General features: G+C 67.1%; 26 protein-coding genes and 1 riboswitch. Of the genes, 3 read left to right on the top strand and 23 right to left on the bottom strand.

The features are described from left to right. Window positions 1–4: 4 nt before the first annotated feature. The 20 genes from HF886_RS19740 to dacB form a co-directional block, all read right to left on the bottom strand. Entirely contained in the window at window positions 5–2,545 is a 2,541-nt protein-coding gene (locus tag HF886_RS19740) for an ATP-dependent Clp protease ATP-binding subunit (RefSeq protein WP_169622788.1), read from the bottom strand. Window positions 2,546–2,804: 259 nt separating this feature from the next. Further along, window positions 2,805–4,235: a phospholipase D-like domain-containing protein gene (locus tag HF886_RS19735; protein ID WP_169622789.1), complete on the bottom strand. Its 1,431-nt coding sequence runs from the start codon at window positions 4,233–4,235 to the stop codon at window positions 2,805–2,807. Window positions 4,236–4,387: 152 nt separating this feature from the next. Beyond that, the gene (locus tag HF886_RS19730; protein ID WP_169653255.1) at window positions 4,388–4,747 is read right to left on the bottom strand and encodes an Lsr2 family protein; all 360 of its coding nucleotides are present in this window, start codon (window positions 4,745–4,747) and stop codon (window positions 4,388–4,390) included. A gap of 100 nt (window positions 4,748–4,847) precedes the next feature. Further along, complete coding sequence (lysS, locus tag HF886_RS19725) at window positions 4,848–6,359, bottom strand: lysine--tRNA ligase (protein WP_169622791.1); 1,512 nt, start codon at window positions 6,357–6,359, stop codon at window positions 4,848–4,850. Window positions 6,360–6,425: 66 nt separating this feature from the next. Next, window positions 6,426–6,875, bottom strand: a complete 450-nt coding sequence (locus HF886_RS19720; protein ID WP_169653254.1) for a rhodanese-like domain-containing protein — start codon at window positions 6,873–6,875, stop codon at window positions 6,426–6,428. A gap of 91 nt (window positions 6,876–6,966) precedes the next feature. Next, a complete protein-coding gene (locus tag HF886_RS19715; RefSeq protein ID WP_169622793.1) occupies window positions 6,967–7,797 on the bottom strand; it encodes a type III pantothenate kinase in 831 nt (276 codons plus the stop codon). A 2-nt stretch (window positions 7,798–7,799) separates the two neighbouring features. Then, window positions 7,800–8,237, bottom strand: a complete 438-nt coding sequence (gene panD / locus HF886_RS19710; RefSeq protein WP_169622794.1) for an aspartate 1-decarboxylase — start codon at window positions 8,235–8,237, stop codon at window positions 7,800–7,802. A 37-nt stretch (window positions 8,238–8,274) separates the two neighbouring features. Next, window positions 8,275–9,213, bottom strand: coding sequence for a pantoate--beta-alanine ligase (gene panC / locus HF886_RS19705; RefSeq protein WP_169653253.1), 939 nt, complete (start codon window positions 9,211–9,213; stop codon window positions 8,275–8,277). Continuing rightward, on the bottom strand, window positions 9,206–10,141 hold the full coding sequence (locus tag HF886_RS19700) for a DUF2520 domain-containing protein (protein ID WP_169653252.1): 936 nt from the start codon (window positions 10,139–10,141) through the stop codon (window positions 9,206–9,208). The genes panC and HF886_RS19700 overlap by 8 nt, the downstream gene beginning before the upstream one ends. Window positions 10,142–10,297: 156 nt before the next feature. Then, the gene (locus tag HF886_RS19695; RefSeq protein WP_206038968.1) at window positions 10,298–11,143 is read right to left on the bottom strand and encodes a DUF6779 domain-containing protein; all 846 of its coding nucleotides are present in this window, start codon (window positions 11,141–11,143) and stop codon (window positions 10,298–10,300) included. A 98-nt stretch (window positions 11,144–11,241) separates the two neighbouring features. Beyond that, window positions 11,242–11,715 (bottom strand): DUF3180 domain-containing protein, encoded by a 474-nt coding sequence (locus tag HF886_RS19690; protein WP_169653251.1) that lies wholly within the window; start codon window positions 11,713–11,715, stop codon window positions 11,242–11,244. After that, window positions 11,712–12,251: a 2-amino-4-hydroxy-6-hydroxymethyldihydropteridine diphosphokinase gene (folK, locus tag HF886_RS19685; protein ID WP_169653250.1), complete on the bottom strand. Its 540-nt coding sequence runs from the start codon at window positions 12,249–12,251 to the stop codon at window positions 11,712–11,714. Before folK ends, HF886_RS19690 begins: the two co-directional genes overlap by 4 nt. After that, entirely contained in the window at window positions 12,248–12,616 is a 369-nt protein-coding gene (gene folB, locus HF886_RS19680) for a dihydroneopterin aldolase (RefSeq protein WP_169622799.1), read from the bottom strand. The genes folK and folB overlap by 4 nt, the downstream gene beginning before the upstream one ends. Then, window positions 12,613–13,470: a dihydropteroate synthase gene (folP, locus tag HF886_RS19675; protein ID WP_169653249.1), complete on the bottom strand. Its 858-nt coding sequence runs from the start codon at window positions 13,468–13,470 to the stop codon at window positions 12,613–12,615. Before folP ends, folB begins: the two co-directional genes overlap by 4 nt. Next, complete coding sequence (folE, locus tag HF886_RS19670; RefSeq protein WP_206037364.1) at window positions 13,467–14,084, bottom strand: GTP cyclohydrolase I FolE; 618 nt, start codon at window positions 14,082–14,084, stop codon at window positions 13,467–13,469. The genes folP and folE overlap by 4 nt, the downstream gene beginning before the upstream one ends. Window positions 14,085–14,158: 74 nt before the next feature. Then, window positions 14,159–16,615, bottom strand: a complete 2,457-nt coding sequence (gene ftsH / locus HF886_RS19665) for an ATP-dependent zinc metalloprotease FtsH (RefSeq protein WP_169653248.1) — start codon at window positions 16,613–16,615, stop codon at window positions 14,159–14,161. 256 nt (window positions 16,616–16,871) lie between these two features. Next, the gene (gene hpt, locus HF886_RS19660) at window positions 16,872–17,426 is read right to left on the bottom strand and encodes a hypoxanthine phosphoribosyltransferase (RefSeq protein WP_169622803.1); all 555 of its coding nucleotides are present in this window, start codon (window positions 17,424–17,426) and stop codon (window positions 16,872–16,874) included. Between the two features lie 20 nt (window positions 17,427–17,446). Then, window positions 17,447–18,469 carry a tRNA lysidine(34) synthetase TilS gene (gene tilS, locus HF886_RS19655; RefSeq protein WP_240955240.1) on the bottom strand — a complete coding sequence of 341 codons (1,023 nt, stop codon included), beginning with the start codon at window positions 18,467–18,469 and terminating at the stop codon, window positions 17,447–17,449. Beyond that, window positions 18,466–19,509 carry a zinc-dependent metalloprotease gene (locus HF886_RS19650; protein WP_169653247.1) on the bottom strand — a complete coding sequence of 348 codons (1,044 nt, stop codon included), beginning with the start codon at window positions 19,507–19,509 and terminating at the stop codon, window positions 18,466–18,468. Before HF886_RS19650 ends, tilS begins: the two co-directional genes overlap by 4 nt. Further along, window positions 19,494–20,897, bottom strand: coding sequence for a D-alanyl-D-alanine carboxypeptidase/D-alanyl-D-alanine-endopeptidase (dacB, locus tag HF886_RS19645; RefSeq protein ID WP_240952739.1), 1,404 nt, complete (start codon window positions 20,895–20,897; stop codon window positions 19,494–19,496). The genes HF886_RS19650 and dacB overlap by 16 nt, the downstream gene beginning before the upstream one ends. A gap of 167 nt (window positions 20,898–21,064) precedes the next feature. Here dacB and HF886_RS19640 point away from each other — a divergent pair, with 167 nt between their 5' ends. After that, window positions 21,065–21,556 (top strand): inorganic diphosphatase, encoded by a 492-nt coding sequence (locus tag HF886_RS19640; protein WP_169622806.1) that lies wholly within the window; start codon window positions 21,065–21,067, stop codon window positions 21,554–21,556. Between the two features lie 105 nt (window positions 21,557–21,661). Here HF886_RS19640 and HF886_RS19635 read toward each other — a convergent pair whose 3' ends face one another. Then, window positions 21,662–22,492, bottom strand: coding sequence for a crotonase/enoyl-CoA hydratase family protein (locus HF886_RS19635; RefSeq protein ID WP_169653246.1), 831 nt, complete (start codon window positions 22,490–22,492; stop codon window positions 21,662–21,664). A gap of 114 nt (window positions 22,493–22,606) precedes the next feature. Between HF886_RS19635 and HF886_RS19630 the strand changes: the two genes are divergently transcribed. After that, window positions 22,607–23,080 (top strand): YbaK/EbsC family protein, encoded by a 474-nt coding sequence (locus tag HF886_RS19630; protein ID WP_169653245.1) that lies wholly within the window; start codon window positions 22,607–22,609, stop codon window positions 23,078–23,080. Window positions 23,081–23,307: 227 nt separating this feature from the next. After that, window positions 23,308–23,826: a winged helix-turn-helix domain-containing protein gene (locus HF886_RS19625; protein WP_169653244.1), complete on the top strand. Its 519-nt coding sequence runs from the start codon at window positions 23,308–23,310 to the stop codon at window positions 23,824–23,826. A gap of 55 nt (window positions 23,827–23,881) precedes the next feature. Here the strand turns inward: HF886_RS19625 and HF886_RS19620 are convergent, their stop codons facing one another. Then, on the bottom strand, window positions 23,882–24,475 hold the full coding sequence (locus tag HF886_RS19620) for a hypothetical protein (RefSeq protein WP_169653243.1): 594 nt from the start codon (window positions 24,473–24,475) through the stop codon (window positions 23,882–23,884). Window positions 24,476–24,671: 196 nt separating this feature from the next. Continuing rightward, window positions 24,672–25,985 carry an aminotransferase class V-fold PLP-dependent enzyme gene (locus HF886_RS19615; protein ID WP_169653242.1) on the bottom strand — a complete coding sequence of 438 codons (1,314 nt, stop codon included), beginning with the start codon at window positions 25,983–25,985 and terminating at the stop codon, window positions 24,672–24,674. Window positions 25,986–26,054: 69 nt separating this feature from the next. After that, window positions 26,055–26,171, bottom strand: a riboswitch (SAM riboswitch). Between the last annotated feature and the right edge of the window lie 253 nt (window positions 26,172–26,424).

The following is a 26,424-nucleotide window of genomic DNA, read 5'->3' as shown; positions in this document are numbered from 1 at the left end:
GATGTCAGGCTTCCGGCTCCCCTTCGGGGGTCTTCGCCATGACGACCGCCGGGGTGTCGGGCACCTCGGCCGGCTTCTCGCTCGGCGTGAACGTGAACTTCGCGTTCTCGCCGGCGCCTTCGCCGTCCCAGTTCTCGACGTCGACGAGGACGATATGGCCGGAGCCGATCTCGCCGAACAGGATCTTCTCGGAGAGCTGATCCTCGATCTCGCGCTGGATGGTGCGGCGGAGCGGACGGGCTCCCAGGACCGGGTCGAATCCGCGCTTCGCGAGCAGCGACTTCGCCTTCTCGGTGAGCTCGATGCCCATGTCCTTGTTCTTCAGCTGCTTCTCCACGCGTCCGATCATCAGATCGACCATCTGGATGATCTGATCCTTCGTCAGCTGGTGGAAGACGATGATGTCGTCGATACGGTTGAGGAATTCGGGCCGGAAGTGCTTCTTGAGCTCGTCGTTGACCTTGTTCTTCATCCGCTCGTAGTTGGACCCGCTGTCGCTGCCGTGGGTGAAGCCCAGGCCGACAGCCTTCGAGATGTCCGACGTACCGAGGTTCGACGTGAAGATCAGCACCGTGTTCTTGAAGTCCACCGTGCGTCCCTGACCGTCGGTGAGACGACCGTCTTCGAGGACCTGCAGGAGCGTGTTGTAGATCTCCTGGTGGGCCTTCTCGATCTCGTCGAAGAGCACCACCGAGAACGGCTTGCGGCGCACCTTCTCGGTGAGCTGGCCGCCCTCTTCGTATCCGACGTAGCCGGGGGGCGCACCGAACAGACGCGACGCGGTGAACCGGTCGTGGAACTCACCCATGTCGATCTGGATGAGCGCGTCGTCCTCACCGAAGAGGAAGTTCGCCAGCGCCTTGGAGAGCTCGGTCTTACCGACACCGGACGGACCGGCGAAGATGAACGAACCGGACGGACGCTTCGGGTCCTTGAGCCCGGCACGCGTACGCCGGATCGCCTTCGCGACAGCCTTGACCGCGTCCTCCTGGCCGATGATCCGCTTGTGCAGCTCGTCTTCCATGCGGAGCAGACGGGTGGTCTCCTCCTCGGTGAGCTTGAACACGGGGATACCGGTCCAGTTCGCGAGAACCTCTGCGATCTGCTCCTCGTCGACCTCTGCGATCACGTCGAGGTCGCCCGCACGCCACTGCTTCTCACGCTCGGCACGCTGCGCGACGAGCTGCTTCTCCTTGTCGCGCAGGCTTGCAGCCTTTTCGAAGTCCTGCGCGTCGATCGCCGATTCCTTCTCGCGACGGGCGTCGGCGATCCGGTCGTCGAACTCGCGCAGGTCCGGCGGTGCGGTCATCCGGCGGATGCGCATGCGCGCGCCCGCCTCGTCGATGAGGTCGATCGCCTTGTCCGGCAGGAAGCGGTCGTTGATGTACCGGTCGGCGAGCGTCGCGGATGCGACGAGCGCCTTGTCGGTGATCGAGACGCGGTGGTGCGCCTCGTACCGGTCCCGGAGTCCCTTGAGGATCTCGATGGTGTGCTCGACCGTCGGCTCGCCGACCTGGACCGGCTGGAAGCGACGCTCGAGGGCGGCATCCTTCTCGATGTACTTGCGGTACTCGTCGAGGGTGGTCGCACCGATGGTCTGCAGCTCACCACGGGCGAGCTTCGGCTTCAGGATCGACGCGGCGTCGATCGCGCCTTCGGCGGCACCTGCGCCGACGAGCGTGTGCAGCTCGTCGATGAACAGGATGATGTCGCCGCGGCTGTTGATCTCCTTGAGCACCTTCTTGAGGCGTTCCTCGAAGTCACCGCGGTAACGGCTGCCGGCGACGAGCGAGCCCAGGTCGAGCGTGTAGAGCTGCTTGTCCTTGAGGGTCTCGGGGACCTCACCGTTCACGATGGCCTGCGCGAGGCCTTCGACGACGGCGGTCTTACCGACACCGGGCTCACCGATCAGCACCGGGTTGTTCTTGGTGCGGCGCGAGAGCACCTGCATGACCCGCTCGATTTCCTTGGCCCGGCCGATGACCGGATCGAGCTTGCCTTCGAGCGCGGCCTGCGTGAGGTTGCGGCCGAACTGATCGAGGACGAGGGATGTCGACGGGGTGCCGGACTCGCCGCGGCTCGTGCCGGATTCCGCGGGTTCCTTGCCCTGGTAACCGGAGAGCAGCTGGATGACCTGCTGCCGGACCCGGTTGAGGTCGGCGCCGAGCTTGACGAGGACCTGAGCGGCCACGCCTTCACCCTCGCGGATCAGCCCGAGCAGGATGTGCTCGGTACCGATGTAGTTGTGGCCGAGCTGCAGCGCTTCGCGCAGGCTCAGCTCGAGGACCTTCTTGGCACGCGGAGTGAAAGGAATATGCCCGGACGGTGCCTGCTGACCCTGGCCGATGATCTCTTCGACCTGGCTCCGGACACCTTCGAGGGAGATCCCCAACGACTCGAGAGACTTCGCCGCCACACCCTCACCCTCGTGGATGAGGCCGAGGAGGATGTGCTCCGTGCCGATGTAGTTGTGGTTGAGCATCCTGGCCTCTTCTTGAGCCAGGACAACGACGCGCCGCGCGCGATCGGTGAACCTTTCGAACATCGCACTCCCTCACACTCTCCGGCCGCAGAATCCGATACGCGATCGTCCCGGATCTCTGCTGCCGCTCTTAGCTCCGGCACTCGAGTCGTTCATCGGAACCGGTGAAGGTTCCACGTTCCCACTGCACACTCTAGTTGGCGTGGTATCGACCCGCTCTCCCTCTACCCTTCGGAGGTTGGGGAAAAACCCGGCTACAGGTTGTAACGCTGCACGTGGAAGATACGTTTCCGCAAGCTGTACGCCAGAAGCGAACAGGCCGTCAGCCTGCGAGGACGCGCTGTAGACGCCTTCCGAGGCTGCGCGGGGCACGCTCCGGGTCCGCGAGGCTGCTCTCGGCGAGCACGCTGTCCTCCCCATCCACGGTAGCGGGTTCGAAGGGACGCAGCGAACGGCCCGGCCCGCGGAAGCGCTCGACCGCCGCGAGCAGCGAGCCCCCGTCCGCCGTGGCTTCCTCGATTTTTCCGACGTCCACGCCGAGGTGCTCGGCGAGCAGCGTGTTGCGCAGGTCGACCGCGGCCCTGCCCACCCGGTCCCCGGGTTCTGCTGCTTCGATCGCGAGATCACACTCGGTGTCGAATCCCATGGAACGGTTGTTGAGGTTCGACGAACCGATTCGTAAGACGCTCTCGTCCATCACGACGACCTTCGCATGGACGTAGATCGGGTTGCCGCCCTCGGTCACCGGGTAGTACGCGCCGAAGCGGCCGTGCACGTCGGCGTCCCACAGCAGGTGGAGAAGAGCACGCCGGGCGCCGTCCATCGCCTTCTGTTCGAGCCAGCCGTCGGCGTTGCGCGGAAGTACGAGCACGATTTCGGGGCCGTCCGGTTCCTGCAGTCGCGCCGCGAGCGCCTCCGCGAGGGTGCGCGATGCCAGGTACTGGCTCTCCAGATACAGGGTGCTGCGTGTGTTCTCGATGATGGCGAGGTACAGCGCTTCGATCTCGTGGACGCCCTCCTGATCGCCGTACGTCGGCAACGTACGCGCGATCGAGACGTCGACGTCGCGCACGGTCGGCTCGAGTCCCTCGGGCCAGATCGGTTCGGTTCCTTCGACGGGTCCGAGTTCTTCGCCGGTAGCGGCCTTCCAGCGCGCTCGGGCCAGTTCGCCCAGCGCTCGCGCGGCCTCGCCGTCCACCGCAGTGGTGACGTCGTGCCACGGGCCGTAGCGCTTGCCGGTCGGTTCCCGGCGGTATCGGCTCCGGTCCGCGTGGTCGGAGGTGTCCCACCGATCGACGGTCATGTCGATTCCACCGCAGAACGCGATTTCGTCGTCGACGACGATGATCTTCTGGTGGTGTGCGGCACCCACCGGGTGCGCACCGTCGATCTCGAGGTGTAGCCGTGAGTCGGTGAACCAGTCGAGTACGAACACAGGCGTCATCCCACGGCCGAGGGCACTGAAGGCCCCGATATTCCACTTCAGCAGATAGACCTCGAGGTCGGGACGGTGGCGCGGCAGCCACTTCAGAAAAGCGCCGAGCCTGTTCGGGCCCTCGAGGGTCTTGCCGCCCGGTTCGAATTGGATCCGGGTGTCGAAATCCCAGCCGATGAGTATGATCCGTTTTTTCGCGCTGAGCATCGCGGATTTCACGTGATGGAAATAGGTGGCGGCGTCGACGATCGAAGTAAGATTGGCCGCACGTGCGGTACGCCAACACGTTTTTCCCGGCTCGAGCACTCTGTCAACCATCCTGCGAATCCTACTCCGGCACGGTTAGGTCCCCCAGAAATGTGTTGTGCAAAACAGAGGACCCCACACCGCCGGGTCCGAGCCCTGACGTGCACAGAGGCGCCGCCACCAGGTGACGACGCCCCCGCGGGATCACTCCTGCGTCGGAATTCCTAGTGGGCCTGGTTGTAAGCTTCCACGATTTCGGCGGAGATGCGGCCGCGCGCGGAGACCGGCCAATCGTTGTTCCGCGCCCATTCACGAATTGCGGCAGTCTGTTCACGATCCGAGCCGGCCCGTGCGGGCTTGCGCGTGGTGGGAGTGGTCGACGGACCGACCTTGCCGCGCTTGCGGCCCCCCACCTTTCGTGCGTGCTCGATCCAGAATTCCAACTGGTCGCGCAACTTGGCAGCATTCTCTTCGGACAGGTCGATCTCGTAGGTAACTCCATCGAGTCCGAACTCCACCGATTCATCTGCGGCCGTTTCCTGGTCCACATCGTCGATCAGAGTGACGGTGACCTTCTTTACCATGTGTTGAGAATCCTCTCGAATGAAGAAAGCGGTCCCCCCCGGGACAGGACCACGATACCCCGGAATTAACCCATGGCAATACGAAACTCGGTGGGTGGAATTAACGCGTGGTCGGACGAACAATCGGAAACAGGATTGTTTCCCGGATTCCCAGGCCGGTCAGCGCCATCAGCAGACGGTCGATTCCCATTCCCGTCCCCGTCGTCGGCGGCATTCCCTGTTCCATGGCCGAGAGGAAATCTTCGTCGAGAACCATCGCCTCGTCGTCGCCGGCCGATGCGAGCCGCGCCTGATCGACGAAACGCTCACGCTGGATCACCGGATCCACGAGTTCCGAGTAACCCGTGGCGAGTTCGAAACCGCGAACGTAGAGATCCCATTTCTCGGTGACGCCCTTCACCGAGCGGTGATCGCGCGTGAGAGGCGATGTCTCCACCGGGAAATCACGCACGAAAGTCGGCGTGTACAACTGGTCGCCGCACATGTGCTCCCAGAGTTCCTCGACGAGCTTGCCGTGGCCCCAGCCCTTGCCCTCCGGAACCTCGAGACCGACACGTCCCGCGAGGGCCTTCAATTCGTCGACCGTGGTTTCCGGAGTCACCTCGGAGCCGATCGCCTGCGACAGAGACGGGTACATTTCGAGGGTCTTCCATTCACCGCCGAAGTCGTATTCGGTGCCGTCGGCCAGAGTGACCACATGGCTGCCGAACGCCGCCATCGCGACTTCCTGGATGACCTCGCGGATCATCTTCGCCGAATCGTCGTAGGTGCCGTACGCCTCGTAGGTTTCCAGCATCGAGAATTCGGGTGAGTGGGTGGAGTCCGCACCCTCGTTGCGGAAATTCCGGTTTATCTCGAAGACCTTCTCGATCCCACCGACGACGCAGCGCTTGAGGAACAACTCGGGAGCGATGCGCAGGAACAAGTCCATGTCGAGTGCGTTCGAATGGGTGACGAACGGCCGCGCGGCGGCACCACCGTGCAACGTCTGGAGCATCGGCGTCTCGACCTCGAGGAAATCGCGGCGCTCGAGAGCATTGCGCAGTTCGCGCACCACCGCGACCCGCATCCGCGCGTTCCGGCGGGCGTCGGGGCGGACGATGAGGTCGACGTAACGCTGACGAACGCGTGTCTCCTCGTTCATCTCCTTGTGCGCGACCGGCAGCGGGCGCAGCGCCTTCGACGCCATGCTCCAGGAGTCGGCCATGACGCTGAGTTCGCCGCGGCGCGAGCTGATGACCTCACCGTGGACGAACACGAAGTCGCCGAGGTCGGTCTCTGCCTTCCATGCCGCGAGAGCGTCTTCTCCCACACCGGCGAGACTGATCATGACCTGAAGCTGAGTGCCGTCGCCCTCCTGCAAGGTGGCGAAGCAGAGCTTGCCGGTGTTGCGGAGGAAGATGATGCGTCCGACCACGCCCACCTGTTCGCCGGTTGTGGCGTCGGGTTCGAGGTCGGGATACGCGGCGCGGATCTGCGCCAGGGTGTGTGTCCGGGGCACGACGACCGGATAGGCGTCCTTACCCTCCGCCAAGAGTCGTTCGCGCTTGTCGCGGCGGACCCGGATCTGCTCGGGGGTATCGTCGGGCTGCTGAACACTGGCATCACTCACGGGTAACCAGACTATCCGAAAGCCCTGGGCTTTTATCCCGCAGCTACCGCACCGCGTGCGGCAGAGTCAGTGTGCGGTGACGCGCGCCACGTCTTCGGCGACATGCCGGGCCACGGTGACCGCGTCGACGAGATTCGCCGATTTGACGGCGGCGTAACCGCCCACGAGCGCGGTTGCACCCCGCAGCCCGCGTCGGCGCAGGTCGAGCACGACACGGTCGGTGTCGGCACCGTATGCGGAGACAAGGATCCACTCCTTGTCGTAGCCGGTGGCCATTGCGAGGTGATTCGGGTGGGCGGGGTCGAGCCGCTCCGGCACGAGTGCCGCGTCGATCGCCAGCGCACCGGGCAATGTGCCCTGGGCGGCCCGTTCGGCGTGCCGGCGGATGTCGACGACGACAGCGCCGCGCGCGACGGCCGCGGCGAGTTCTGTCGGATAGGTGCGTTCGACCGCCAGCGGAAACAGAGCGATGGGGGCAGAAGAAAGAGAAGCAGAATCGAGCAGCGCAGCGCGCATGAGAGATCTCCCAGGAAGTGTCGACAGTCGAGGCAGGCGTCAGCCTCGACAACACTCCTGGGCGCTCATGCAACGGATCACGGAAGCATCTTTACACAGAACCGCGTCCGGTGGAACCCGTGGCACGTGTAGCGCGTCTCACCTGATTACGTTCGAAGACCAGGCGCAGCCCTTCGAGGGTGAGATCGGGCTCGTGGTGCTCGAGCGTCCGCGATTCGGGCATGATCAACGGCGCGCTGTCTCCTGTCCCGATCACCGCGACGTCGTCGGCTCCGAATCCGGGCACCTCCGCGCACACTCGCCGCACGAGACCGTCGACCATGCCGGCGAAACCGAAGACCGCGCCGGACTGCATGCACTCGACGGTGTTCTTCCCGAGAACGCCGCGGGGCCGGACCAACTCGACTTTCCGGAGCGCCGCGGACTGAGATGCGAGGGCGTCCATCGCGATTTCCACGCCGGGCGCGATGGCGCCACCGAGGAACTCGCCCTTGGCGGACACGACGTCGACACACGTGGATGTACCGAAGTCCACGATGACACACGGAGAGCCGTAGAAGTGATGGGCCGCAAGGCTGTTGACGATGCGATCGGCGCCGACCTCTTTGGGGTTGTCGACGAGCAACGGCACTCCGGTCCGGACACCCGGCTCGACGACCACATGCGGCACCTGCGACCAGTAGCGCCCCAGCATGATCCGCAACTCGCGCAGCACCGACGGCACAGTCGACAACGCGGCGACGCCGGTGATCCGGTCGACGTCGTCACCGAGCAGTCCCCGGAAGAGCAGAGCCAGTTCGTCGGCTGTCATCTTCGGGTCCGTGCGCACGCGCCGGTCGCACAGCAGTTTCGAATGCGTCCCGCTGCCCGTGAAGACGCCCAGAACGATGTTGGTGTTCCGGACGTCGACGGCGAGGAGCATGTCTACACCAGGGACGGTGCGTCGAGTGTGGACAGCATCCGGGGGGTGATGAGACCGGATCCCTCGGGTGCGTGCGCCGGATCGTTGCCGAGTTCCACCGGACGATTGTCGGCGTCGACGAACACGACGCTCGGGTTGTAGTCCTTGCATTCCTGCTCGTTCATCACGCCGTAGGCGATGAGAATGACCAGATCACCGGGACTGACCAGACGCGCCGCGGCACCGTTGATTCCGATGACGCCCGACCCGCGCTCCCCCGCGATCACGTACGTCTCGAGACGGTTGCCGTTGTCGATGTCGACGATGCACACCTGCTCTCCCTCGAGCAGGTCCGCGGCGTCCATCAGGTCCTGATCGACGGTCACCGAACCGACGTAATGCAGGTCCGCATGGGTCACCGTGGCGCGGTGGATCTTCGACTTCATCATGGTGCGGAACATGTTCGTCCTCGGCTTCCTTCTGGTTTCGCGAACTGGGTCAGCGGGTCAACAGGTCGTCGGCGACGGTGGGATCTACCTGCCCGACCGCGCGTTCGAGAAACCCGGTACCGACAGCGACACCGACGTTGTCGATCAGCCGGGTGGTACCGAGTCGTGCGGCGACGAGCAACCGGCCGTCGCCTCGTTCGGGGGCGGGTCCGAGATCGGCGCCACGCACCTCGAGGTAGTCCACCTCGATCTCGGGAGCGGACGCGAGTACGTCTCGCGCTGCCGCCAGGATGGCGTCCGGTCCACCGGCAGCCGCGTGTGCGCCGGCGACGAGCGCAGCCGACAGTGTGGTTGCGATCTCGCGCTCCTGCTCGGAGAGGTAGCGGTTGCGCGAGGACAGGGCGAGCCCGTCGGCCTCACGGACGGTGGGCACACCCACGATCCGAACGTCGAAGTTCAGGTCTGTCACCATCTGCCGGATCAACGCCAGTTGCTGGTAGTCCTTCTCCCCGAAGTACGCGGAGTTGGGCGCGACGATCTGCAGCAGTTTGGCGACAACGGTGAGCATGCCGGCGAAATGGCCGGGCCGCGAAGCACCTTCGAGTTCCGAACCGAGCGGGCCCGGGTGGATCGTGGTGCGCGGTCCGTTCGGGTACATCGCCGTAGCCGTGGGAGCGAACACGAGTTCCACGCCGGCATCCCGGAGCAGTTCGAGGTCTGCGTCGAGCGTGCGGGGGTAGGCATCGAGATCCTCGCCGGGACCGAACTGAAGGGGGTTGACGAAGATCGACACGACGACCACCGCGCCCGTGAGCTTCGCCTGCTTCACCAGTTCCAGGTGCCCGGAGTGCAGCGCACCCATCGTGGGTACGAGTGCGACCGTCCGGCCCACACTGCGCAACGCCTTGGTGACCTTTCTCAGGTCCTCGGGATTGTGGTGCACGGTGGTTTCTCCACGCACGTAACCGCCCTGCCGCGCTTCACTCACCGTGATCAGCCCTTTCGAGAATTTCCATCAGTTCCGGCTTCGAGCCGGTGCGCTGCGCCGACCGCAGCGACATAGCGCGGTAGCCCGCCGCGATCTGCGGGTCGGCATCGTCGAGTACCTGCAGGTGTGTAGCGACCGTGTCCGCGTCGCCGCGGGCCACCGGACCCGTGAGCGCGGACGGTCCTCGCCGCAGCACGTTGTCCAACGCGGCGGTGAGCAGAGGTTGAAGGACTCGTTCGGCGACTCCGCCCGGTGCACCGTCCACGATCTGCTGACCGAGCAACTCGTCACCGGCGAGCGCGACTCGCAGCGCTTCGACTGCGTCGGCGACAAGCGTGACCAGGTGGTTGCTGCCGTGGGCAAGCGCTGCGTGATAGAGCGGCCGCATCTGCTCGGAGACCCGGACCGGTTCGCCACCGATCTCGAGGACGAGTGCCTGCGCGATCGCGTAGCCGATCTCGTCGGCTGCGGTGATGCCGAAACAGGTGGACGCGAGGCGGGCGGTGTCTTCGTCGTGCCCGGTGAACGTCATCGCGGGGTGAACCGCGAGCGGCACTGCGCCCTGCTCCGCGAGCGGCGCGAGAATACCGATGCCGTGAGCACCGGATACGTGCAGGACGATCGTGCCCGGCTTGACGACGGAGGTGGCGGCCAGTCCGGCCACCAGCGATTCGAGTTCGGTGTCCGGAACGGCGAGGAGAAGCAGATTGCAGCGGCCGGCGACCTCGTCGACCGGCAGTATCTCGGAGTCTGGCAGGCGAACACTCGCGCGATGCTTCGAGACCTCGGACACCGCCGAACAGGCCACGACCACGTGGCCGACGCGCTCGAGCGCCGCGCCCAGTGCGGTGCCCACGCGACCTGCGGAAACGACACCGACCGATAGGCGGGCAGGCGCAGGCGCGTTGGTGATCCCGAAGGAATTCACGGGAGTCCTCTCATTCGTTCCAGTCCCGCTCAGCGGGTACCGGACGTTCGCCCGACAATAGCGCGCTGCGCTCGGCGCCCGCCACGACGGAAAGGAGTGATCTGCGCCTCACCCGGCTGTGACCAGCCGGTACCGTCCCGCGACGTGGCGCGCGGATCAGCGTTCGGACGAGAGTGCGGCGAGAATTTCCGCGACGCTCCGGCCCTCTGAATGGGCACCCTCCGCGCGGCGGCGGCCGCGTCGGCCGGTCGGGGGCTCGGCCGCTGCGGTGTGCACATCGGCAGGCTGCGGGCGCACCCCGGTGGGCGGTGCCTGGGTGGGCGGCGTCTCGGCGGGCGGTGCCTGGGTGGGCAGTGTCTCGGCAGGCGGTGTCTCGGCAGGCGGTGTCTCGGCAGGCGGTGTCCCGGCAGGCGGTGTCCCGTCGCGCTCCTCCGGCGAGCCCACCGTGATCGTCTCCGCTGTGAGCGGCTCGTCGTCGGGCGACGCAAACGCCGGTCCGGACGGTCGCGGCGCCGTGACACGTGTCGTGACGTCGAGTTCGCGCCGACGATCCGCCTGCCCTCCGAGTGCCACGTTCTCGTCGGGAAGCCGACCGTCGAACAGCACTTCGAGATTGCGGCGAAGTGTCGCGAGCTCATGACGCAGCGCTGCCATTTCTTCGGCGTCGATGCGCAGGTCCGACCGAACCTTTTCCTCGACCGTCAGTTCGTACTCGCGGCGCGCGGAGATCTCGCGTTCGAGCTGAAGGTCGTACACCGTCTTGAGGTCGTCGACCTTGGCCTTTTCCAGCGCCGACTCGCGGCGGTACTTGGTCATCGCAATCGCGCCGACGGTGGCCGCCCACAGTGCCACGACCACCGCGATACGCAGAACCTGCACGCTGTCGCTGACAACCAACAGCAGGGACGCGACCATGGCCAAGGCAAGCAAACCGGCGACGATCATGGATCCGGTACTGCGCCACGGACGACGATTTCTGTTCTCTCGTCCCGGGGAAACCATACTTACCAGACTACGTGTCTTCCCAGGTCGAACCAGCGATGCCCGCCCGTCTCAGCGAAATCCGTTCGGCGGCACGGATCGTCCCGCCACAGCGGCCGTCAGGTCGCGGGCTCGTTCGGCTCGTCGGGGTCCTCCGGTGCCTTGCAACAGTATTCGAGCCACAGCGCAGCAGCCACAAGAGCCACACCGGCAACTGCCCCGACGACTGCGCCGGACGTGTCTTCCATGGCGGCGCGGACTTCGGCGCGCTCCGGCAGAAGGAAGAGCAGGAATCCGGCCCATACGCCCGTACTGGCCGCTCCGACGAGCGCGGACGCCTTCGCCAGGGCGACGGAACGCGCAACCGTGATCGGGTGGATCCGGCCGGGGCCCTCCCCGATCTCGTGCTTACCGACCCGCGAACGGATGACGAACGCGAGGACCACCTCGATCACCGCCGCCACGTACAGCGACGCTCCGGCATATACCGGGATGGCCGGCAGAGAGCCGTACAGCGTGCGCACGAGCAACCAGGTGATGACCGCCGCCAGCACGGCCAGCGCGAGCAGATCGCGAACCCGGGTCGGTTTCATCGTGCCTGTTCCCCCACGCCGGTGCCGGTCAAGTTCAGATCGGTGCGGTGCACGCCGTCACGCTCCGCCGCCTCGAGTCCGTCGAGCCAGTCGTCGACACGGCGGGTCTCCCCTTCCACGGTGAGCACCGCGTCGGGTTCCACGTCGAGCCACGGCACGAGCACGAAGGCCCTCTGGTGTGCCCGCGGGTGTGGGAGCGTCAACTCGGGATCGTCGCTGAGCACCTCTCCGTCGCCCGCGTCGCACGACACGACGTCGACGTCGAGGCTGCGCGGACCCCACCGCTCGACGCGTACCCGCTCGGCCGCCGCTTCGCATTCGCGGCCGAACCGCAGCCAGTCGTCCGGTGCGAAAGCGGCGTCCTCCGCGACGATCACCGCGTTGAGAAAGTCCTGTTGCTCGACGCCGCCCCAGGGCGCCGTCGAATACACCGCGGAGACGGCCACCGCACGCCGTCCCAGCGCCTCGACCACCGAGCGCAGGTGCGCCTCGCGGTCGCCGATGTTGGACCCGATCGACAGGACGGCCCGGCTCACGACACGCTCCGGGTCCGATCGACCACCACGGCGACGTCCGAGAACGTCAGCGGTATCGGCGCCGACGGCTTGTGGAGCGTGACTTCTACGCGCGACACCCGCGGGTCGGCGAGCACGCCGTCGGCGATTTCCCCGGCCACTGTCTCGATGAGGTCGCGCCCCGGGCCGGCGATGACGGCGGCGGCGGCTTCGGCGAGTTCGCCGTAGTGCAGCGTGTCGGCGAGATCGTCGCTCGCCGCAGCCGGAGCGAGGTCGAGCCACGCCACGATGTCGACGAGGAAATCCTGTCCGTCACGCTTCTCGTGGTCGAACACTCCGTGGGTGCCGCGGACCCGTAGTCCCCGCAGTTCGATCCGGTCGCTCATACGTGCATCCTCTCCGCACCGCCGTGCTGCCATGCCCGAACCACCGCGAGCGCGTCACGCGAAGCCTGCACGTCGTGCACGCGCACTCCCCACGCGCCGTGGGTCGCGGCGAGCGCCGACACCACGGCCGTCGCGACTTCACGACCCGCGGGCGGACGCACTGCGCCGTCGGGTGACGCGAGCAAGGATCCGAGGAAGCGCTTGCGCGAGGCACCGATCAGCACGGGAAAACCGAGCGCGTTCAACTCCGGCAGGCCGTGGAGGAGTTGCCAGTTGTGGTCCGGTTGCTTCACGAATCCGAGTCCGGGGTCGAGAACGATCTTCGACGGGTCGACGCCCGCGGCGACGGCGACGTCGACCTGGGTGAGCAGCTCGTCGCGCACCTCGGTCACCACGTCGTCGTAATGCGCGGACCCACCCGCGTGGACGAACCCACCGGTGGGACGCCAGTGCATGAGGATCCACGGCACGCCCGCGGACGCCACCACCGACGCCATGTCGCTGTCGGCGCGCCCGCCGGACACATCGTTGACGATCGTCACACCCGCGGTGATCGCGGCCTCGGCGACCGACGCGCGCATCGTGTCGACACTCGTACGGATGCCTTCCGCCGTGAGAGCTTCGATGACCGGCGTGACTCGATCCGCCTCGACCTGGGGATCGATGCGCATCGCGCCGGGACGTGTCGATTCGCCTCCGACGTCGACGATGTCGACACCGAGGTCACGAAGTTCGAGTCCGCGTGCGATGGCCGAGTCGCGGTCCAGATAGCGTCCGCCGTCCGAAAACGAATCGCTGGTCACGTTGAGTACGCCCATCACGATCGGCCGCTGTTCGGCCTCGAACACGCTCACCGGCGCAGGATGAGGTCCAGGGCCTCGGCGCGCGACGCCGAACTCGTCTGGAGCAATCCACGTACAGCCGACGTGGTCGTGCTCGCCCCGGGCTTCCGGATGCCGCGCATCGCCATGCAGAGATGTTCGGCCTCCACGACCACGATCACTCCGCGCGGCTCGAGCTTGCGCACCAGCGCGTCGGCGATCTGGCTGGTGAGGCGCTCCTGTACCTGCGGGCGCTTCGCGTAGAGGTCGACCACGCGTGCGAGCTTCGACAGACCGGTGACGCGACCGGTCGGGCCGGGAATGTAGCCGACGTGCGCGACGCCGTGGAAGGACACCAGGTGGTGTTCACACGTCGAGTACATCGGGATGTCGCGCACCAGCACGAGTTCTCGGTGTCCCTCGTCGAAAGTGGTGTTGAGAACCTCGTCGGGGTTGGTGAACAGGCCCGCGAACACCTCGCGATATGCCCGTGCCACGCGCGCCGGGGTGTCGCGCAGACCTTCCCGTTCAGGATCCTCGCCCACGGCGATGAGCAGTTCCCGCACGGCCGCCTCGGCGCGTGGCTGGTCGAAGACTCGGCCCGCCTCCACACTCAGCGTCTGCGACACCACGTCGTCGTCGTCCATACCGGAACCCGCTGCGGTACCCACGTGATCAACCGACACCCGCCAGTCCTCCACTCTTGAAGTTGCTCGTCGTCTCAACGCTGGCCGGACGGCCCTTCCCACGGCTGCGTGGGTGGCGGTTCGGGGGTCGGATGTCCCTCGTCCCGTTGTTCATCGGAGTTGTCGGATCCCGTGCGGGTCCAATCCGGGTAACCGCCCCGGAAGGTTCCGCGCTCGTCCTGCTGGTCCTCCGGCGGCCAGCCGGGTGCCGACCAACCGGCGGGGGCGCCGTAATCGGGCCGGGTCGCGTGCCGGGGTCCACCCGGGTACGGCGCCGGGGGGAATCCGGGCAGCGGCTCGGACGCCGGGATCGGCTGGGGCCGGCCGTACCCGTTTCCGGGAGCCGACGGCTGGTACTGCGGCTGCGCGGGCTGAGCGCCGGGGTACTGCGGCTGGGCGCCCGGGTACTGGGGCTGCGCCTGCTGGGGCTGCGCCGGCTGGGGCGCACCCGGGTACTGCGGCTGCCGGTCGTCGCCGTGCGGCGGCCTGCCGTTCGGGGCGTGCGGGTCCGGCTGCTCCTGCTGCGGCTGCTTCGTCAGGCTCGGCGGCTCCGCCGGCCACGGCTCGCCACGCTCTTCCGCGAGTTCGCGGGGCGTCTTGATCGGCGGCTTGTCGGACGGGATTCGATCACCGAAATCGTTGAACGCGGTGATGCGCGGGCGCTTGTGGACGTCGGCGAGGATCCGCTCGAGGTCCTTGCGGGTGAGCGTCTCGTGCTCGAGCAACTCGCCTGCGAGCACGTCGAGGACGTCGCGGTACTCGTTGAGAATCGACCATGCCTCGGTGTGCGCAGCCTCGATGAGGTTGCGGACCTCTTCGTCGATCTCGCGGGCCACTTCGTGCGAGTAGTCGGTCTGGTTCCCCATCGACCGGCCGAGGAACGGGTCGCCCTGCTCCTGGCCGTAGTGGACGGCGCCGAGCTTCGCACTCATGCCGTACTCGGTGACCATCGCGCGGGCGATCTTCGTCGCCTGATCGATGTCCGACGAAGCACCGGTGGTGGGCTCGCGGAAGATCAGCTCCTCGGCGGCGCGGCCACCCATCGCCATGACCAGGCGCGCGATCATCTCGGACCGGGTCATCAGGCCCTTGTCGTCCTCGGGCACCGTCATGGCGTGCCCGCCCGTGCGACCACGGGCGAGGATCGTGACCTTGTACACCGGCTCGATGTCGGGCATCGCCCACGCGGCGAGCGTGTGGCCGCCCTCGTGGTACGCGGTGATCTTCTTCTCGTATTCGCTGATGATGCGGCTCTTGCGGCGCGGCCCGCCGATCACGCGGTCGACGGCCTCTTCGAGCGTCGCCTCGGTGATGACCGTGCCGTTCTCGCGGGCGGTGAGCAGCGCTGCTTCGTTCACGACGTTCGCCAGGTCGGCACCGGACATGCCCACGGTGCGCTTGGCGAGACCGCTGAGGTCGGCGTTCGGATCGATCGGCTTGCCCTTGGAATGCACCGCCAGGATCGCGCGGCGACCGGCGAGATCCGGATTGCCAACCGGGATCTGACGGTCGAAACGTCCCGGGCGCAGCAACGCGGGGTCGAGGATGTCGGGCCGGTTGGTGGCGGCCATGACGATGATGCCGGAGCGGTCACCGAAGCCGTCCATCTCGACGAGCAGCTGGTTGAGGGTCTGTTCGCGCTCGTCGTGTCCACCACCGAGACCCGCACCGCGCTGACGGCCGACGGCGTCGATCTCGTCGACGAAGATGATGCAGGGCGCGTTCTGCTTGGCCTGCTCGAACAGGTCGCGCACGCGGGAGGCACCGACGCCGACGAACATCTCGACGAAGTCCGAACCGGAGATCGTGAAGAACGGCACGCCGGCCTCGCCTGCGACAGCGCGCGCGAGCAGCGTCTTACCCGTACCGGGAGGGCCGTACAGCAGCACGCCCTTCGGAATCTTGGCGCCGAGCGCCTGGTACCGGCTCGGGTTCTGGAGGAAGTCCTTGATCTCGTACAGCTCTTCGACGGCCTCGTTCGCACCCGCGACGTCGTTGAACGTCGTCTTGGGCATGTCCTTGGTCAGCTGCTTGGCACGAGATTTGCCGAAGCCCATCATCCCGCCGCGGCCACCGCCCTGCATACGGCTCATGACGAGGAAGAACACCACCAGCAGGATGGCCATCGGCACCACGAACAGCAGGATCGACGTCAGCCAGCTCTCCTGGGTGACCTGCGTGTTGTACTTCGGCACGCCGGAATCACCGACCAGATCGAAGATCTGCTCCGATGCCGACGCGGGGTACTTCGCGATGATCTCGGTGCTGCCCTCGGTCGCATCGTCGCCGTTGTTCAGCCACAACCGGAGCTGCTGCTCACGGTCGTCGATGCGCGCCTCGCTGACGTTCTTCGCCTCGAGCTGGGAGATCGCGACAGACGTGTCCACCTTCGTGAAGCCGCGCGTGTCGTCGCCGAAGTAGCTGAAGGCGTAGATGACCAACAGGATGCCGGCGACAATCGCCAGATTACGGAACACTGTCTTGCGGTTCATACAGGTTCGGCCCGGCCGGCCGGTCCTTTCGATAGTGACGTCATCGGTGTCGTGTCGAGGGCGCTACACCCGGTGCGGTCGCGGTTTCGCGAGCAGTGACCAACCAGGCACCGCAAGGTTACCGCGTGACGACGAACCGCCGCGGAGTCGCAGCGGGTCGTTCGAACAGACAACGAACCGGCGGCGTCCCTTGTTCCCACCCGCAGCGAGCTGCGTGCGGCTCATCTGCGGCGTCTGCGCTCCCACCGCGCAGGTGTCAGCTGCTGTAGACCTTCGGGTGGAGAGTGCCGATGTAGGGCAGGTCCCGGTACCGCTCGTCGTAGTCGAGTCCGTACCCGACGACGAACTCGTTGGGGATGTCGAAGCCGACATCCTTGACCTCGACGTCGATCTTCTGGGCGTCGGGCTTGCGCAGCAGGGTGACGACCTCGAGCGATGCCGGGTTGCGCGTCGACAGGTTGCGGATCAGCCAGGACAGCGTCAGACCCGAGTCGATGATGTCCTCGACGATCAGGACGTTGCGGCCGGCGATGTCCTTGTCGAGGTCCTTGAGAATCCGGACCACGCCGGAGGACGAGGTCGAGGAACCGTACGAGCTCACAGCCATGAATTCCATCTGGGCCGGGATCGGCAGGGCTCGGGCGAAGTCGGTCATGAAGAAGATCGCACCTTTGAGCACGCCGATGAGCAGGAGGTCACCCTCCGGAGCGCCCTCGGGGTATCGCTCCGCAATCGAGGCCGCCAGTTCGGCCGTCCGCTCTGCGATCTGCTCCTCGGAGATCAGCACCGAGGCAATGTCACCTTCGTACACCGGGTTCTACCCACCTTCCGTCAGTCGTCCGCGCACCGCTGCTGGTCGACGAACTCCATACTCAGCCTGCCACGCCGACGCAGCACCACCAACCTGGTCCCCGCTCCCGGACCCCGGCCCACCGCGACGGGTCCCTGCCCGCGCCAGCGCACCACCAGATCGTCGATTGCGCGCAGCGACTTGTCGTTCGGCGCGGGTGTACCGCGTCCGAGCAGCCACGAGCGAACCGCCCTGCGGCGGACCGCGGCGGGTGCATCGGTGAGCACCGTCACATCGAGTGAGCAGTCGGCCGCGGGCTCGCGCGGGGTCGCGGCACGGGCCAGCAGGTCGGCAGCCGCTTCGTCGAGCGCCTCCCCGTCGTCCCGAAGTTGCGCGGCGGTGCGAGCGAGCGCTGCGGCGACTCCGCCACCGAGAATCTCCTCGAGCATCGGGAGGGCCTCCGTCCGCAATCGGACGCGAGTGAACCGCGGGTCCGCATTGTGGGGATCCTCGTACGGGAGGTAGCCGAGTTCGCCGCATGCGCGCCGGGTGACGCTTCTCCGCACGCCGAGCAGGGGTCGCCCCCACGGGGCGTCGAACGGCGCCATTCCGCAGATGGAGCGAAGCCCCGAACCGCGGCCGAGACCGAGCAGCACCGTCTCGGCTTGGTCGTCGAGAGTGTGGCCGAGCAGGACCGGCATTCCCCCGCGCGCCTCGTCGAGGGCCCTGTACCGGGCGGTGCGAGCAGCCGCCTCGAGCCCTCCGGGGCCGGTCACATCCACGGCCACCACCCGGACGGAGGCGCACCCGCGCGCACGCGCGAAATCGGCAGCGCGCGCGGCGACGTCCGGCGAACCCTCCTGCAGACGATGGTCGACGACGACGGCGTGCACCTCGTCGGCCTCGGCCACGACCGCCGCTGTCAGCGCTGCGGAGTCCGCGCCACCGGACAACGCGACGGCCACCGAGCGCACATCGTGCGTGGACAGCCAGGCGCGCACTGCCAGCCGGACCTCGTGGATGGCGGGCAGTTCGGGCAGTCGCGGAGCGGGCGGCACGGTCAGCCCAGCACCCGTGCGATCCAGGCGTCCGGGTGATCGATCTCCGTGAGGGTCGGGAGCGCGTCGGGGCCGGACCACACCGCGTTGAACTGCGCCATGCCGACCTTCGCGACGACGGCGTCGACGAACTTCTTTCCGTGCACGTACTGCGCCATCTTCGCGTCCACGCCGAGAACGACGCGGATCACCCGGTGGATCGGGTTTCCGTTGCGGCGACGCCGGCTGTCGAACGCGCGGCGGATCCGTGCCACCGACGGAACGACGGACGGCCCCACCCCGTCCATGACGTGATCGGCGTGGCCTTCGAGCAGCGTTCCGAGCGCCAGCATCCGGTCGAGCGATGCGCGTTGTGGTTCTGCCTGTGTGGCACGCAGCAGTCCGACCATGCCGCGTTGCGACATCGGCTTGTCACCTGGAGTGCGCAGATCGCGGGTGGCGGCCACGAACCTGCTCACCACCTCACCGATCGGCTCGTCGACCGCTGCCGTGAGTTCGGCGGTGGATTCGCGCATGAGGTCCGCCATCCAGGGAGCCTGCTCGAACTGCACACGGTGGGTGACCTCGTGCAGACACACCCACAGGCGGAAGTCCGAGGTCGGCACCTTCAGTGCCCGCTCGACGGCGACGACGTTGGGTGCGACGAGCAGCAGCGTGCGCGAGAACGGGTCGTACTGACCGAGGACGGCCGACGCGAGGTACGCGAGCATCGCGCCTGCCTGCGCGCCCGCGGGCTTACCGAGCCAGCGTCCGCTTCGATCCGACCCGGTGAGGTCCGCCATCGACTCCGCCGCGGCACGCACCCAGTCGGGACGATCGACGACGCGGGCGGGCGGCGGCACCGTCCCGTTGCCCATCCCGGTCTGCTCGCGCACCGGGCCTTCGGCGCGCTCCGCCGCCGCGTACAGCTCCTCGATGGCGGCGTCACGGGTATACCCCGACATCGCGGGGCCGGAGCGCGTGAGCCGGGCACCGACACCCGCCGCGAAATCCCAGTCGATCGCGTCGCCGATGCCCCGCTCGTGCTCGCTCATCGGCAGCCGCATCCCCGGAGTACGGCTGCGACGTCGTCCAGCGCGGGTCGTGCTTCGTTGGGGAACCGATCGTTCGACATGAGTGCGAACGTCAGTACCCGGCCATCGACGTCCACGACGTATCCCGTAAGCCCGCTCACAAGACTCAGTGTGCCTGTTTTCGCGCGTACCCACCCGGCTCCGGCACGAGCAGTGGTGCCGTAGCGGTCGCTGAGTGTGCCGGTGGCACCCGCGACCGGCAGGTAATCGAGCATCGGACGCAGGGCCGGAGCGTCCGGGCCGGCGGCGCGCGCGACGATCGAGTCGAGGACCCGCGCCGGGATGCGGTTGTCGAGGGAAAGGCCGCTGAGGTCCTGAAGCGTGACCCCGGAAGTGTCGATCCCGGCGCCCTGAAGAGTGCGGGTCACAGCTTCGACGGCACCGGTGAACGTGGGCGCGCTCCCCGACGAGATCGCGATTTCCCGTCCGATGGTTTCGGCGAGCACGTTGTCGGAGTGCTGCACCATCTGTTCCAGTCGCGTCCGCAGCGGTGCGGACTGGACCGATGCCATGGGCGCTGTACCCGGCGAGGCCGTCCCGATCGTGACCTTCTCGGGATCGGCGCCGAGTGCGGCGGCGAGCGCTCGCCCGGCATCGAGCGCAGGAGTCGCCGATCGCGGCGACTCGTCTTCGAGCGGCCGTAGGCGTCCCCCGTCGAGCATCACCGGTTCGATGGGTGCGACGAACCCGTCCCCGACGTCCGTGGCGTCCCATCCGACCGCGAGCGGGTCTCCGCTGAAGATCCCGACATCGACGACCACGGTGTCGACGACGGCCCCGCTGCGCTGGATCTGCTGCGCGAGATCGGCGATGCGGGGACCGCCGGGGTAGAAACCGTCTTCGCCGACGGGCTGAGCGGTGAGGGTGGGGTCGCCACCCGCGACGAGGACGATCTCGCCGGGACGGGAGCCCTCGACCACCCGCGTCGTGATGCGGTGATCGCTGGGCAGGCCGAGCAACGCGGCCGCGGTGGTGAGGATCTTGGTCGTGGATGCGGGTGTCATCGGCCGGTCTGGGTCCTGGGACCACAGGACGGTCCCGGTGGCCGCATCGGTGACCGATCCGGTGAACGAGCCGAGTGCCGGGTTCTTCACGGCTGCGTCGAGCGCTGCGGCCAGGGCCGCGGGGACCGGAGCCGGGGCATCGTCCGCCACCGGCGCGACCGCGGGGTCCGCGACGACCGGTGCGGGAGCGGGCGCGATCGTTGCGCTCGCAGTGGTGCGCACGTCGTAGACGGCAAATGCGCCGCCCACGACGAGTGCGAGGAAACCGGCTGCCCAGATACCGAACAGGATCCGGATGTTCCGGCGCCGACGTGTGACCAACGAACCCTGCTTCTTGATCTTTTCCTGCCCCGCCAACACGCCTCCGCTGTGTCCTGCACACTCGCGCCCTGGTGGCCGCCTTCGTGGTCCGGTACCTGCGTCGTCCAGACTAGCGCCGCGCCCGTTATCCTTTCTCCGGACCATCACCGCAGATACGGATGTCGTATCGGCGAGCGAAAACACCGACGAAGTGAGGCAAGCGCGTGGAGTTCGAGGTCACCATCGAGATCCCCAAGGGGCAGCGGAACAAGTACGAGGTCGATCACGAGACCGGCCGCGTCAAGCTCGACCGCTACCTCTACACCGCGTTCGGGTACCCCGCCGACTACGGGTACATCGAGAACACTCTCGGTGAAGACGGCGATCCGCTCGACTGCCTCGTCCTGCTCCCCGAGTCGGTGTACCCCGGCGTCATCGTCGACGCCCGTCCGGTCGGCATGTTCAAGATGGTCGACGAGGCCGGTGGCGACGACAAGGTTCTCGCGGTTCCCGCAGGTGACCCGCGGTGGGATCACATCCAGGACATCGGCGACGTGCCGCAGTTCGAACTCGACGCGATCAAGCACTTCTTCGTGCACTACAAGGATCTCGAGCCGGGCAAGCATGTCGAGGCCGCGGACTGGACGGGACGCGCCGACGCAGAGGCCGAGGTCACTGCCTCCATCGCGCGCTTGAAGGACAACGGCGGCCACTGAGCCTGCCGCCGAACACCTGAATGTCCTACGACGAATCTCCCGGATGATCCACGGATCGGCCGGGAGATTCGTCGTTGCGGGGGTGTGCCGGGATACCGGCCGTCGTCACTGTCCCTTGAACTCGGGCGGGCGCTTCTCGAAGATCGCCTTGATCGCCTCGCCGAGATCCTCCGAGGGCAGGAACGCCGCGTTCCATGCCGCCACGTAGCGAAGGCTGTCGTCGACCTGCGCCGAGCGGCTGTGGTCGAGGACGTCCTTGATCCCGTGCACGACCAGCGGCGGGTTCGCCGCGATGTCCGCAGCGGTCCGGTGGGCCGCGGCGAGGACTTCGTCGGCGTCGGCGAAGACGTCGTTGACGAGACCGATCTTCTCGGCGCGCGCAGCGTCGATGTCCTTGCCGGTGAGGGCGAGTTCCCGGACGTGCCCGTCACCGATGATGTACGGCAGGCGCGCGAGGGTGCCGACATCCGCGACCATGCCCACCTTCACTTCGCGGACGCTGAACTTCGCGTCGGCGCTCGCGTAGCGGATGTCGGCCGCGGTGATGAGGTCGACACCGCCGCCGATGCACCAGCCCTGGATCGCCGCGACGACCGGCTTGCGGCAGTCGGCGACGGCCGTGATGGCGGCCTGCATCCGCTTGACCATCCCGTGGAAATCGGTGCGCGCCTTTGCGCGGGCACCGTCTGCGAGGACCGCCGCGAGGTCACCACCCATCGCGACGAGGTCGAGGCCGAACGTGAAGTGTTTGCCGGCGCCGGCCAGCACGACGGCACGCACGTCCGGATCCGCGTCGAGTTGGGCGAACAGGACGGGCAGCTCGGACCACAGGTCCGGGCCCATCGCGTTGCCTTTGCCGGGGCCGATGAGCGTCACCTGGGCGACGTGGTCCTTGTGCTCGACGGTGAACGCTTTCCAACTGGTGTGATCGGTCATTACTCGAGAGTAATGTCCTTCGTCGGCCACCACTGCCACCGCCCCGAAACTACTCGGGAACTACTCGGGCGTTTCGGGTATTCGTCCCCGATGAGCAGGTCCTACTCTTGACTCATGAGCAGGTTCTGGCACCCGAACGTGGCCCGTGTCGCCGACACGCTCATCGCTCGTGGACACCACGGGCTCATCACGAGGCAACCCGACTCCGTGACCACCGCGGAACAGTCCGCGGCGGCGGTGGGAGCCGACGTGGGCTCCATCGTGAAGTCACTGGTGTTCCTTCTCGACGACGAACCGATCCTGCTCCTGGTGTCGGGCGCACACCGGGTCGCGCTCGACCGCACCGGCGAGCGCCTCGGTGGCACCCTGGCGCCGGCACCCCGCTCGGTGGTCGTCGAGGTCACCGGCCAGCCTGTCGGTGGTGTCGCCCCGCTCGGACACCCCACCAACCTCCCGACCTACATCGATCGGTCACTGAAGGACCACGCGGAACTGTGGGCGGCGGGTGGGTGCGCGAACACGTTGTTTCGAACCACATACCGCGAACTGATGCGCGTCACGGCAGGAATCGACGTGGACGTGGACTGAAGGGGTACCGCTCGGCTACCACCCGAAGTGCCACGCGCGGTACACTTCGACTCATGACCGACCGAGCGTGGAGCCGCAGGCATGTCGACCTGTGCCGCACCCGCTCGAGCCTGTGTGCACGCTGAGATACGCACCAGCCCTTCTCCTTTCCCGGCAACCGCGATCGTCACCCGCGGCATATGCGTCATGCGGCGCGCCGATTCCCATTCTCCGAGCGGAGTCTTCGAATGACCACCGACCACCTCGAACGCACACCCGGCACCGCCTCAGTCGATGAGCCGGAACTCGTTCTGATCGTCCAAGTTTCGGACACGGGCGCTGTCAACCCGGGCGACCTCGCGGCACTCGCCGACGCGCTCCGCGAAACAGCGACCGGCCTTCTTCCCGGCGCACGCACGCACACGCTCCTCAGCCCGGGGCCCGCACCGCTCGTGGTGGACCTGCCCGCTCGCGGCCTGGTGCTCGACGGCAGCCGAGTAGAACTGAGCCACACCGAATTCGAGATATTTTCGTATCTCGTCGATCGCCCTCACACAGCGGTTCCGCGATCGACTCTGCGTACCCTCGGTGCCGGCTACATCGATCCCGAACGCGGTAACCGGAGCGTCGATGTGCACGTCTCCCGGATCCGGTCGAAACTCGGCAGGTTCGGCGACATCGTCACCACTGTCCGAGGCGCCGGCTACCGCTTCGACCCCGATGCGCGCGTCCATGTCGTCACACCTCTCCACCGGCGAAGCGCCTAGACCACAGACGAAGGGGCAGGAGAAATCTCCTGCCCCTTCGTCGTCCCTGTTCCGGCTACGACGCGCGTGCCGCGGGACCTACCCCTTCACCGAACCGTCGCAGAACCTCCACAACAGTCGGCGACACCGTCAGCAGTCCGCGGGCTTCGAGCCACGGGAGCGTGCCGTCGACGAGATGTTCCACCGTGAACGGCGCCGTCGACGGAATCAGCGTGACGCCGTCTGCCACACCGACGGAATGGATGTCGGCGATCAGACTCGCAAGCCCCTGCGGCGTTCCCACATAGGACAACGTGCTCGGACCCCGCCGGGCAATCCCGTCGGTCCGAGCGTGGCGGATCCGCGCGGCACGTGCATCGGGGTCGACGACCACCTCGAGGTCGACGAGCACCGTCACCGCGTCGGGGTCGCGACCCTCCGCGACGGCCTCGGTACGGATCCGGTCGCGAATCTTCGCTGTTTCCCGCAGATCTGCGGCGCGCACCCGGCTTACGTTGCCGGACGGCGTGGCGGGATCGAGCGGAGGATCGTCGGGACTGCCGACGGTGAGATCGGCCCAGTAGTCGGGTCCGGAGTGCCCGGAGAGTTCGACCGCGACGCGCAGCAACCGCCGCGTCCGGTCCCGGTACGTGGAATCGGTATCGGACATGAGTAACCTCTCGAATGAGCCGCGATGCGGCAGCAGCTGAAAAGCGTGCGGAGAGAACTCAGTCCGGACAGGTACCCGAGGCGGTGCGGCACAGATCGACATGCCGGCGGCACCAGTGCGCCGTTGCAGTCGCCTCCGAGGTCATGACGAGAACCCTACCTACCCCATGGGGAATTGTCGACCACAACCCTCACGCTCAGATGCATTGCGACGCACCCTCTCCCGACTGCGCGAGTCCGGGCCGGGTTTCCGGTGCCGGGCTCCACACGCCGTCGGTCTTCGCGTGCGTCCACGCAGGTCCTTGCGCAACCAGAGTGCGCAGCGCGGCGAGCAACCGGTCCACGTCTGCCGACGAGCTGCCCAGCCCCAGCGACGCGCGCACCGCCCCACCCGGGCGTCCCACGCGTGCGAGCAGCGGGTGCGCGCAGAAACGCCCGTCGCGCACTCCGATTCCGTGCTCGGCCGAAAGGTACGACGCCACCTCACCCGGTTCGTATCCATCCACGGTGAAGGTCACGATGCCGACGCAGTCTTCCGAGTCGTCCCACAACTTCAGGATCTCGACGCCCTCGATGCCGCTCAATCCGTCGACGAGCAGGCGGCACAGTTCTTCCTCGTGCCGCGCCGCGGCCTCGGTGTCGAAACCGCCGAGGGTGTCGCATGCCGCGGCCAGGGCGGCAACCCCGAGTACGTTCGGTGTTCCGGCCTCGTGTCGCGCAGGGGCACAAGCCCATTCGGCACCGTCGAGGGTCACCTCGCGCACCGCGCCGCCACCGGCGAGGTACGGCTCGGCGGTGTCGAGCCAGTCGCGGCGTCCCACGAGCACTCCGGCGCCGAACGGGGCGTAGAGCTTGTGACCGGAGAAGGCGAGGTAATCGATTCCGTCGGCGGTGAGATCCACGCTGCGGTGGGGCACCAACTGCGCACCGTCGACGAGAATCCGCGCACCGCACGAATGAGCCAGGGCGGCGAGCTCGGAGATCGGCAGCACTTCACCGGTTACGTTGGAGGCACCCGTGACGGCGAGCAGCGCGGCCGGCGCCCGGTTCAGCTCCTCGGCGATACGCTGCACGGTCTCCGTGATGGAGTCGGCCGCCACGACAACACGGGAGTTCTTCCAGGGGAGCAGGTTCGCGTGGTGTTCGATGTCGAGCACCACCACGTCACCGGGCACCGCGCCCGCCAGCAGGTTCAGCGAATCGGTCGTGTTGCGGGTGAAGACGACGACCTGATCGGTGTCGGCACCGACGAAGCGCGCCACCGACTCTCGTGAATCCTCGTAACTCGCGGTGCTCACCCGCGAGGCGTATCCGGCGCCGCGATGGACGCTCGCGTAGTACGGCAGCAACTCGGCGATGCGTTCGGTGACTGTGGCGAGAGCAGGTGCACTCGCCGCGTAATCGAAGTTGGCGTAGGTGCAGGTGCCGCCCTGCACGAGCGGCACCTGCACATCACACCCGGAGACGTGTGCGAACGGCGCGATGCAGGCGGTGGCAGATACAGCAGTCATGACAAAATCCCTCGTCGATCCAGGGACCCGTCGGTAATCGCCACGACGAAGGGAAACGATCGCCGGCGGAGTCCGCGCTTGCCGTGTCCGGTATTGGAATCACAGCCAGGTCGTCACCCGGAGCACCCCACCGCGGAGGAGGGTTGCCGACCAGCAAGCCGGGGCTCGATGCTGGTACTCATGACCTGCCGAAGAGGATTGCAGTCGGGCGGTCCCGTGTCAAACCGGATGTGGTGTGCCGACCGTGACGGTGCGGACGAAACCCGCGGACCTGCCGAAATACCGCCTCCGATTCGGCCGGGGCGCGACACACCCGGGTCCGGCGATGTGCCCCGACGTTCACCTCGTGTCCACTTGAACGTGAGATAACCGGAGCACCATCGAGTAGAAGGACGCCGCGGACTTGCCTGCCCCACTCCCCGCTGAACCCCGCAGCTCT

This window comes from Rhodococcus sp. 105337, assembly GCF_012844225.1.
Classification (GTDB): Bacteria; Actinomycetota; Actinomycetes; order Mycobacteriales; family Mycobacteriaceae; genus Rhodococcus.
The sequence above is the reverse complement of the archived record's forward strand: the minus strand, read 5'-3'. Positions and strand labels throughout refer to the sequence as shown.

Bases quoted from the DNA above. Each gene is read 5' to 3' on its own strand.
- HF886_RS19615 (WP_169653242.1), bottom strand. From the start codon at position 25,985: ATGACTGCTGTATCTGCCACCGCCTGCATCGCGCCGTTCGCACACGTC.
- HF886_RS19620 (WP_169653243.1), bottom strand. From the start codon at position 24,475: ATGTCCGATACCGATTCCACGTACCGGGACCGGACGCGGCGGTTGCTG.
- HF886_RS19625 (WP_169653244.1), top strand. From the start codon at position 23,308: ATGACCACCGACCACCTCGAACGCACACCCGGCACCGCCTCAGTCGAT.
- HF886_RS19695 (WP_206038968.1), bottom strand. From the start codon at position 11,143: ATGGTTTCCCCGGGACGAGAGAACAGAAATCGTCGTCCGTGGCGCAGT.
- panD (WP_169622794.1), bottom strand. From the start codon at position 8,237: ATGTTCCGCACCATGATGAAGTCGAAGATCCACCGCGCCACGGTGACC.
- folE (WP_206037364.1), bottom strand. From the start codon at position 14,084: ATGGACGACGACGACGTGGTGTCGCAGACGCTGAGTGTGGAGGCGGGC.
- HF886_RS19690 (WP_169653251.1), bottom strand. From the start codon at position 11,715: ATGAAACCGACCCGGGTTCGCGATCTGCTCGCGCTGGCCGTGCTGGCG.
- folB (WP_169622799.1), bottom strand. From the start codon at position 12,616: ATGAGCGACCGGATCGAACTGCGGGGACTACGGGTCCGCGGCACCCAC.
- HF886_RS19740 (WP_169622788.1), bottom strand. From the start codon at position 2,545: ATGTTCGAAAGGTTCACCGATCGCGCGCGGCGCGTCGTTGTCCTGGCT.
- HF886_RS19635 (WP_169653246.1), bottom strand. From the start codon at position 22,492: ATGACCGATCACACCAGTTGGAAAGCGTTCACCGTCGAGCACAAGGAC.
- HF886_RS19720 (WP_169653254.1), bottom strand. From the start codon at position 6,875: ATGCGCGCTGCGCTGCTCGATTCTGCTTCTCTTTCTTCTGCCCCCATC.
- ftsH (WP_169653248.1), bottom strand. From the start codon at position 16,615: ATGAACCGCAAGACAGTGTTCCGTAATCTGGCGATTGTCGCCGGCATC.
- HF886_RS19650 (WP_169653247.1), bottom strand. From the start codon at position 19,509: ATGCGGCTGCCGATGAGCGAGCACGAGCGGGGCATCGGCGACGCGATC.
- HF886_RS19715 (WP_169622793.1), bottom strand. From the start codon at position 7,797: ATGCTCCTCGCCGTCGACGTCCGGAACACCAACATCGTTCTGGGCGTC.
- HF886_RS19630 (WP_169653245.1), top strand. From the start codon at position 22,607: ATGAGCAGGTTCTGGCACCCGAACGTGGCCCGTGTCGCCGACACGCTC.
- HF886_RS19735 (WP_169622789.1), bottom strand. From the start codon at position 4,235: ATGGTTGACAGAGTGCTCGAGCCGGGAAAAACGTGTTGGCGTACCGCA.
- HF886_RS19730 (WP_169653255.1), bottom strand. From the start codon at position 4,747: ATGGTAAAGAAGGTCACCGTCACTCTGATCGACGATGTGGACCAGGAA.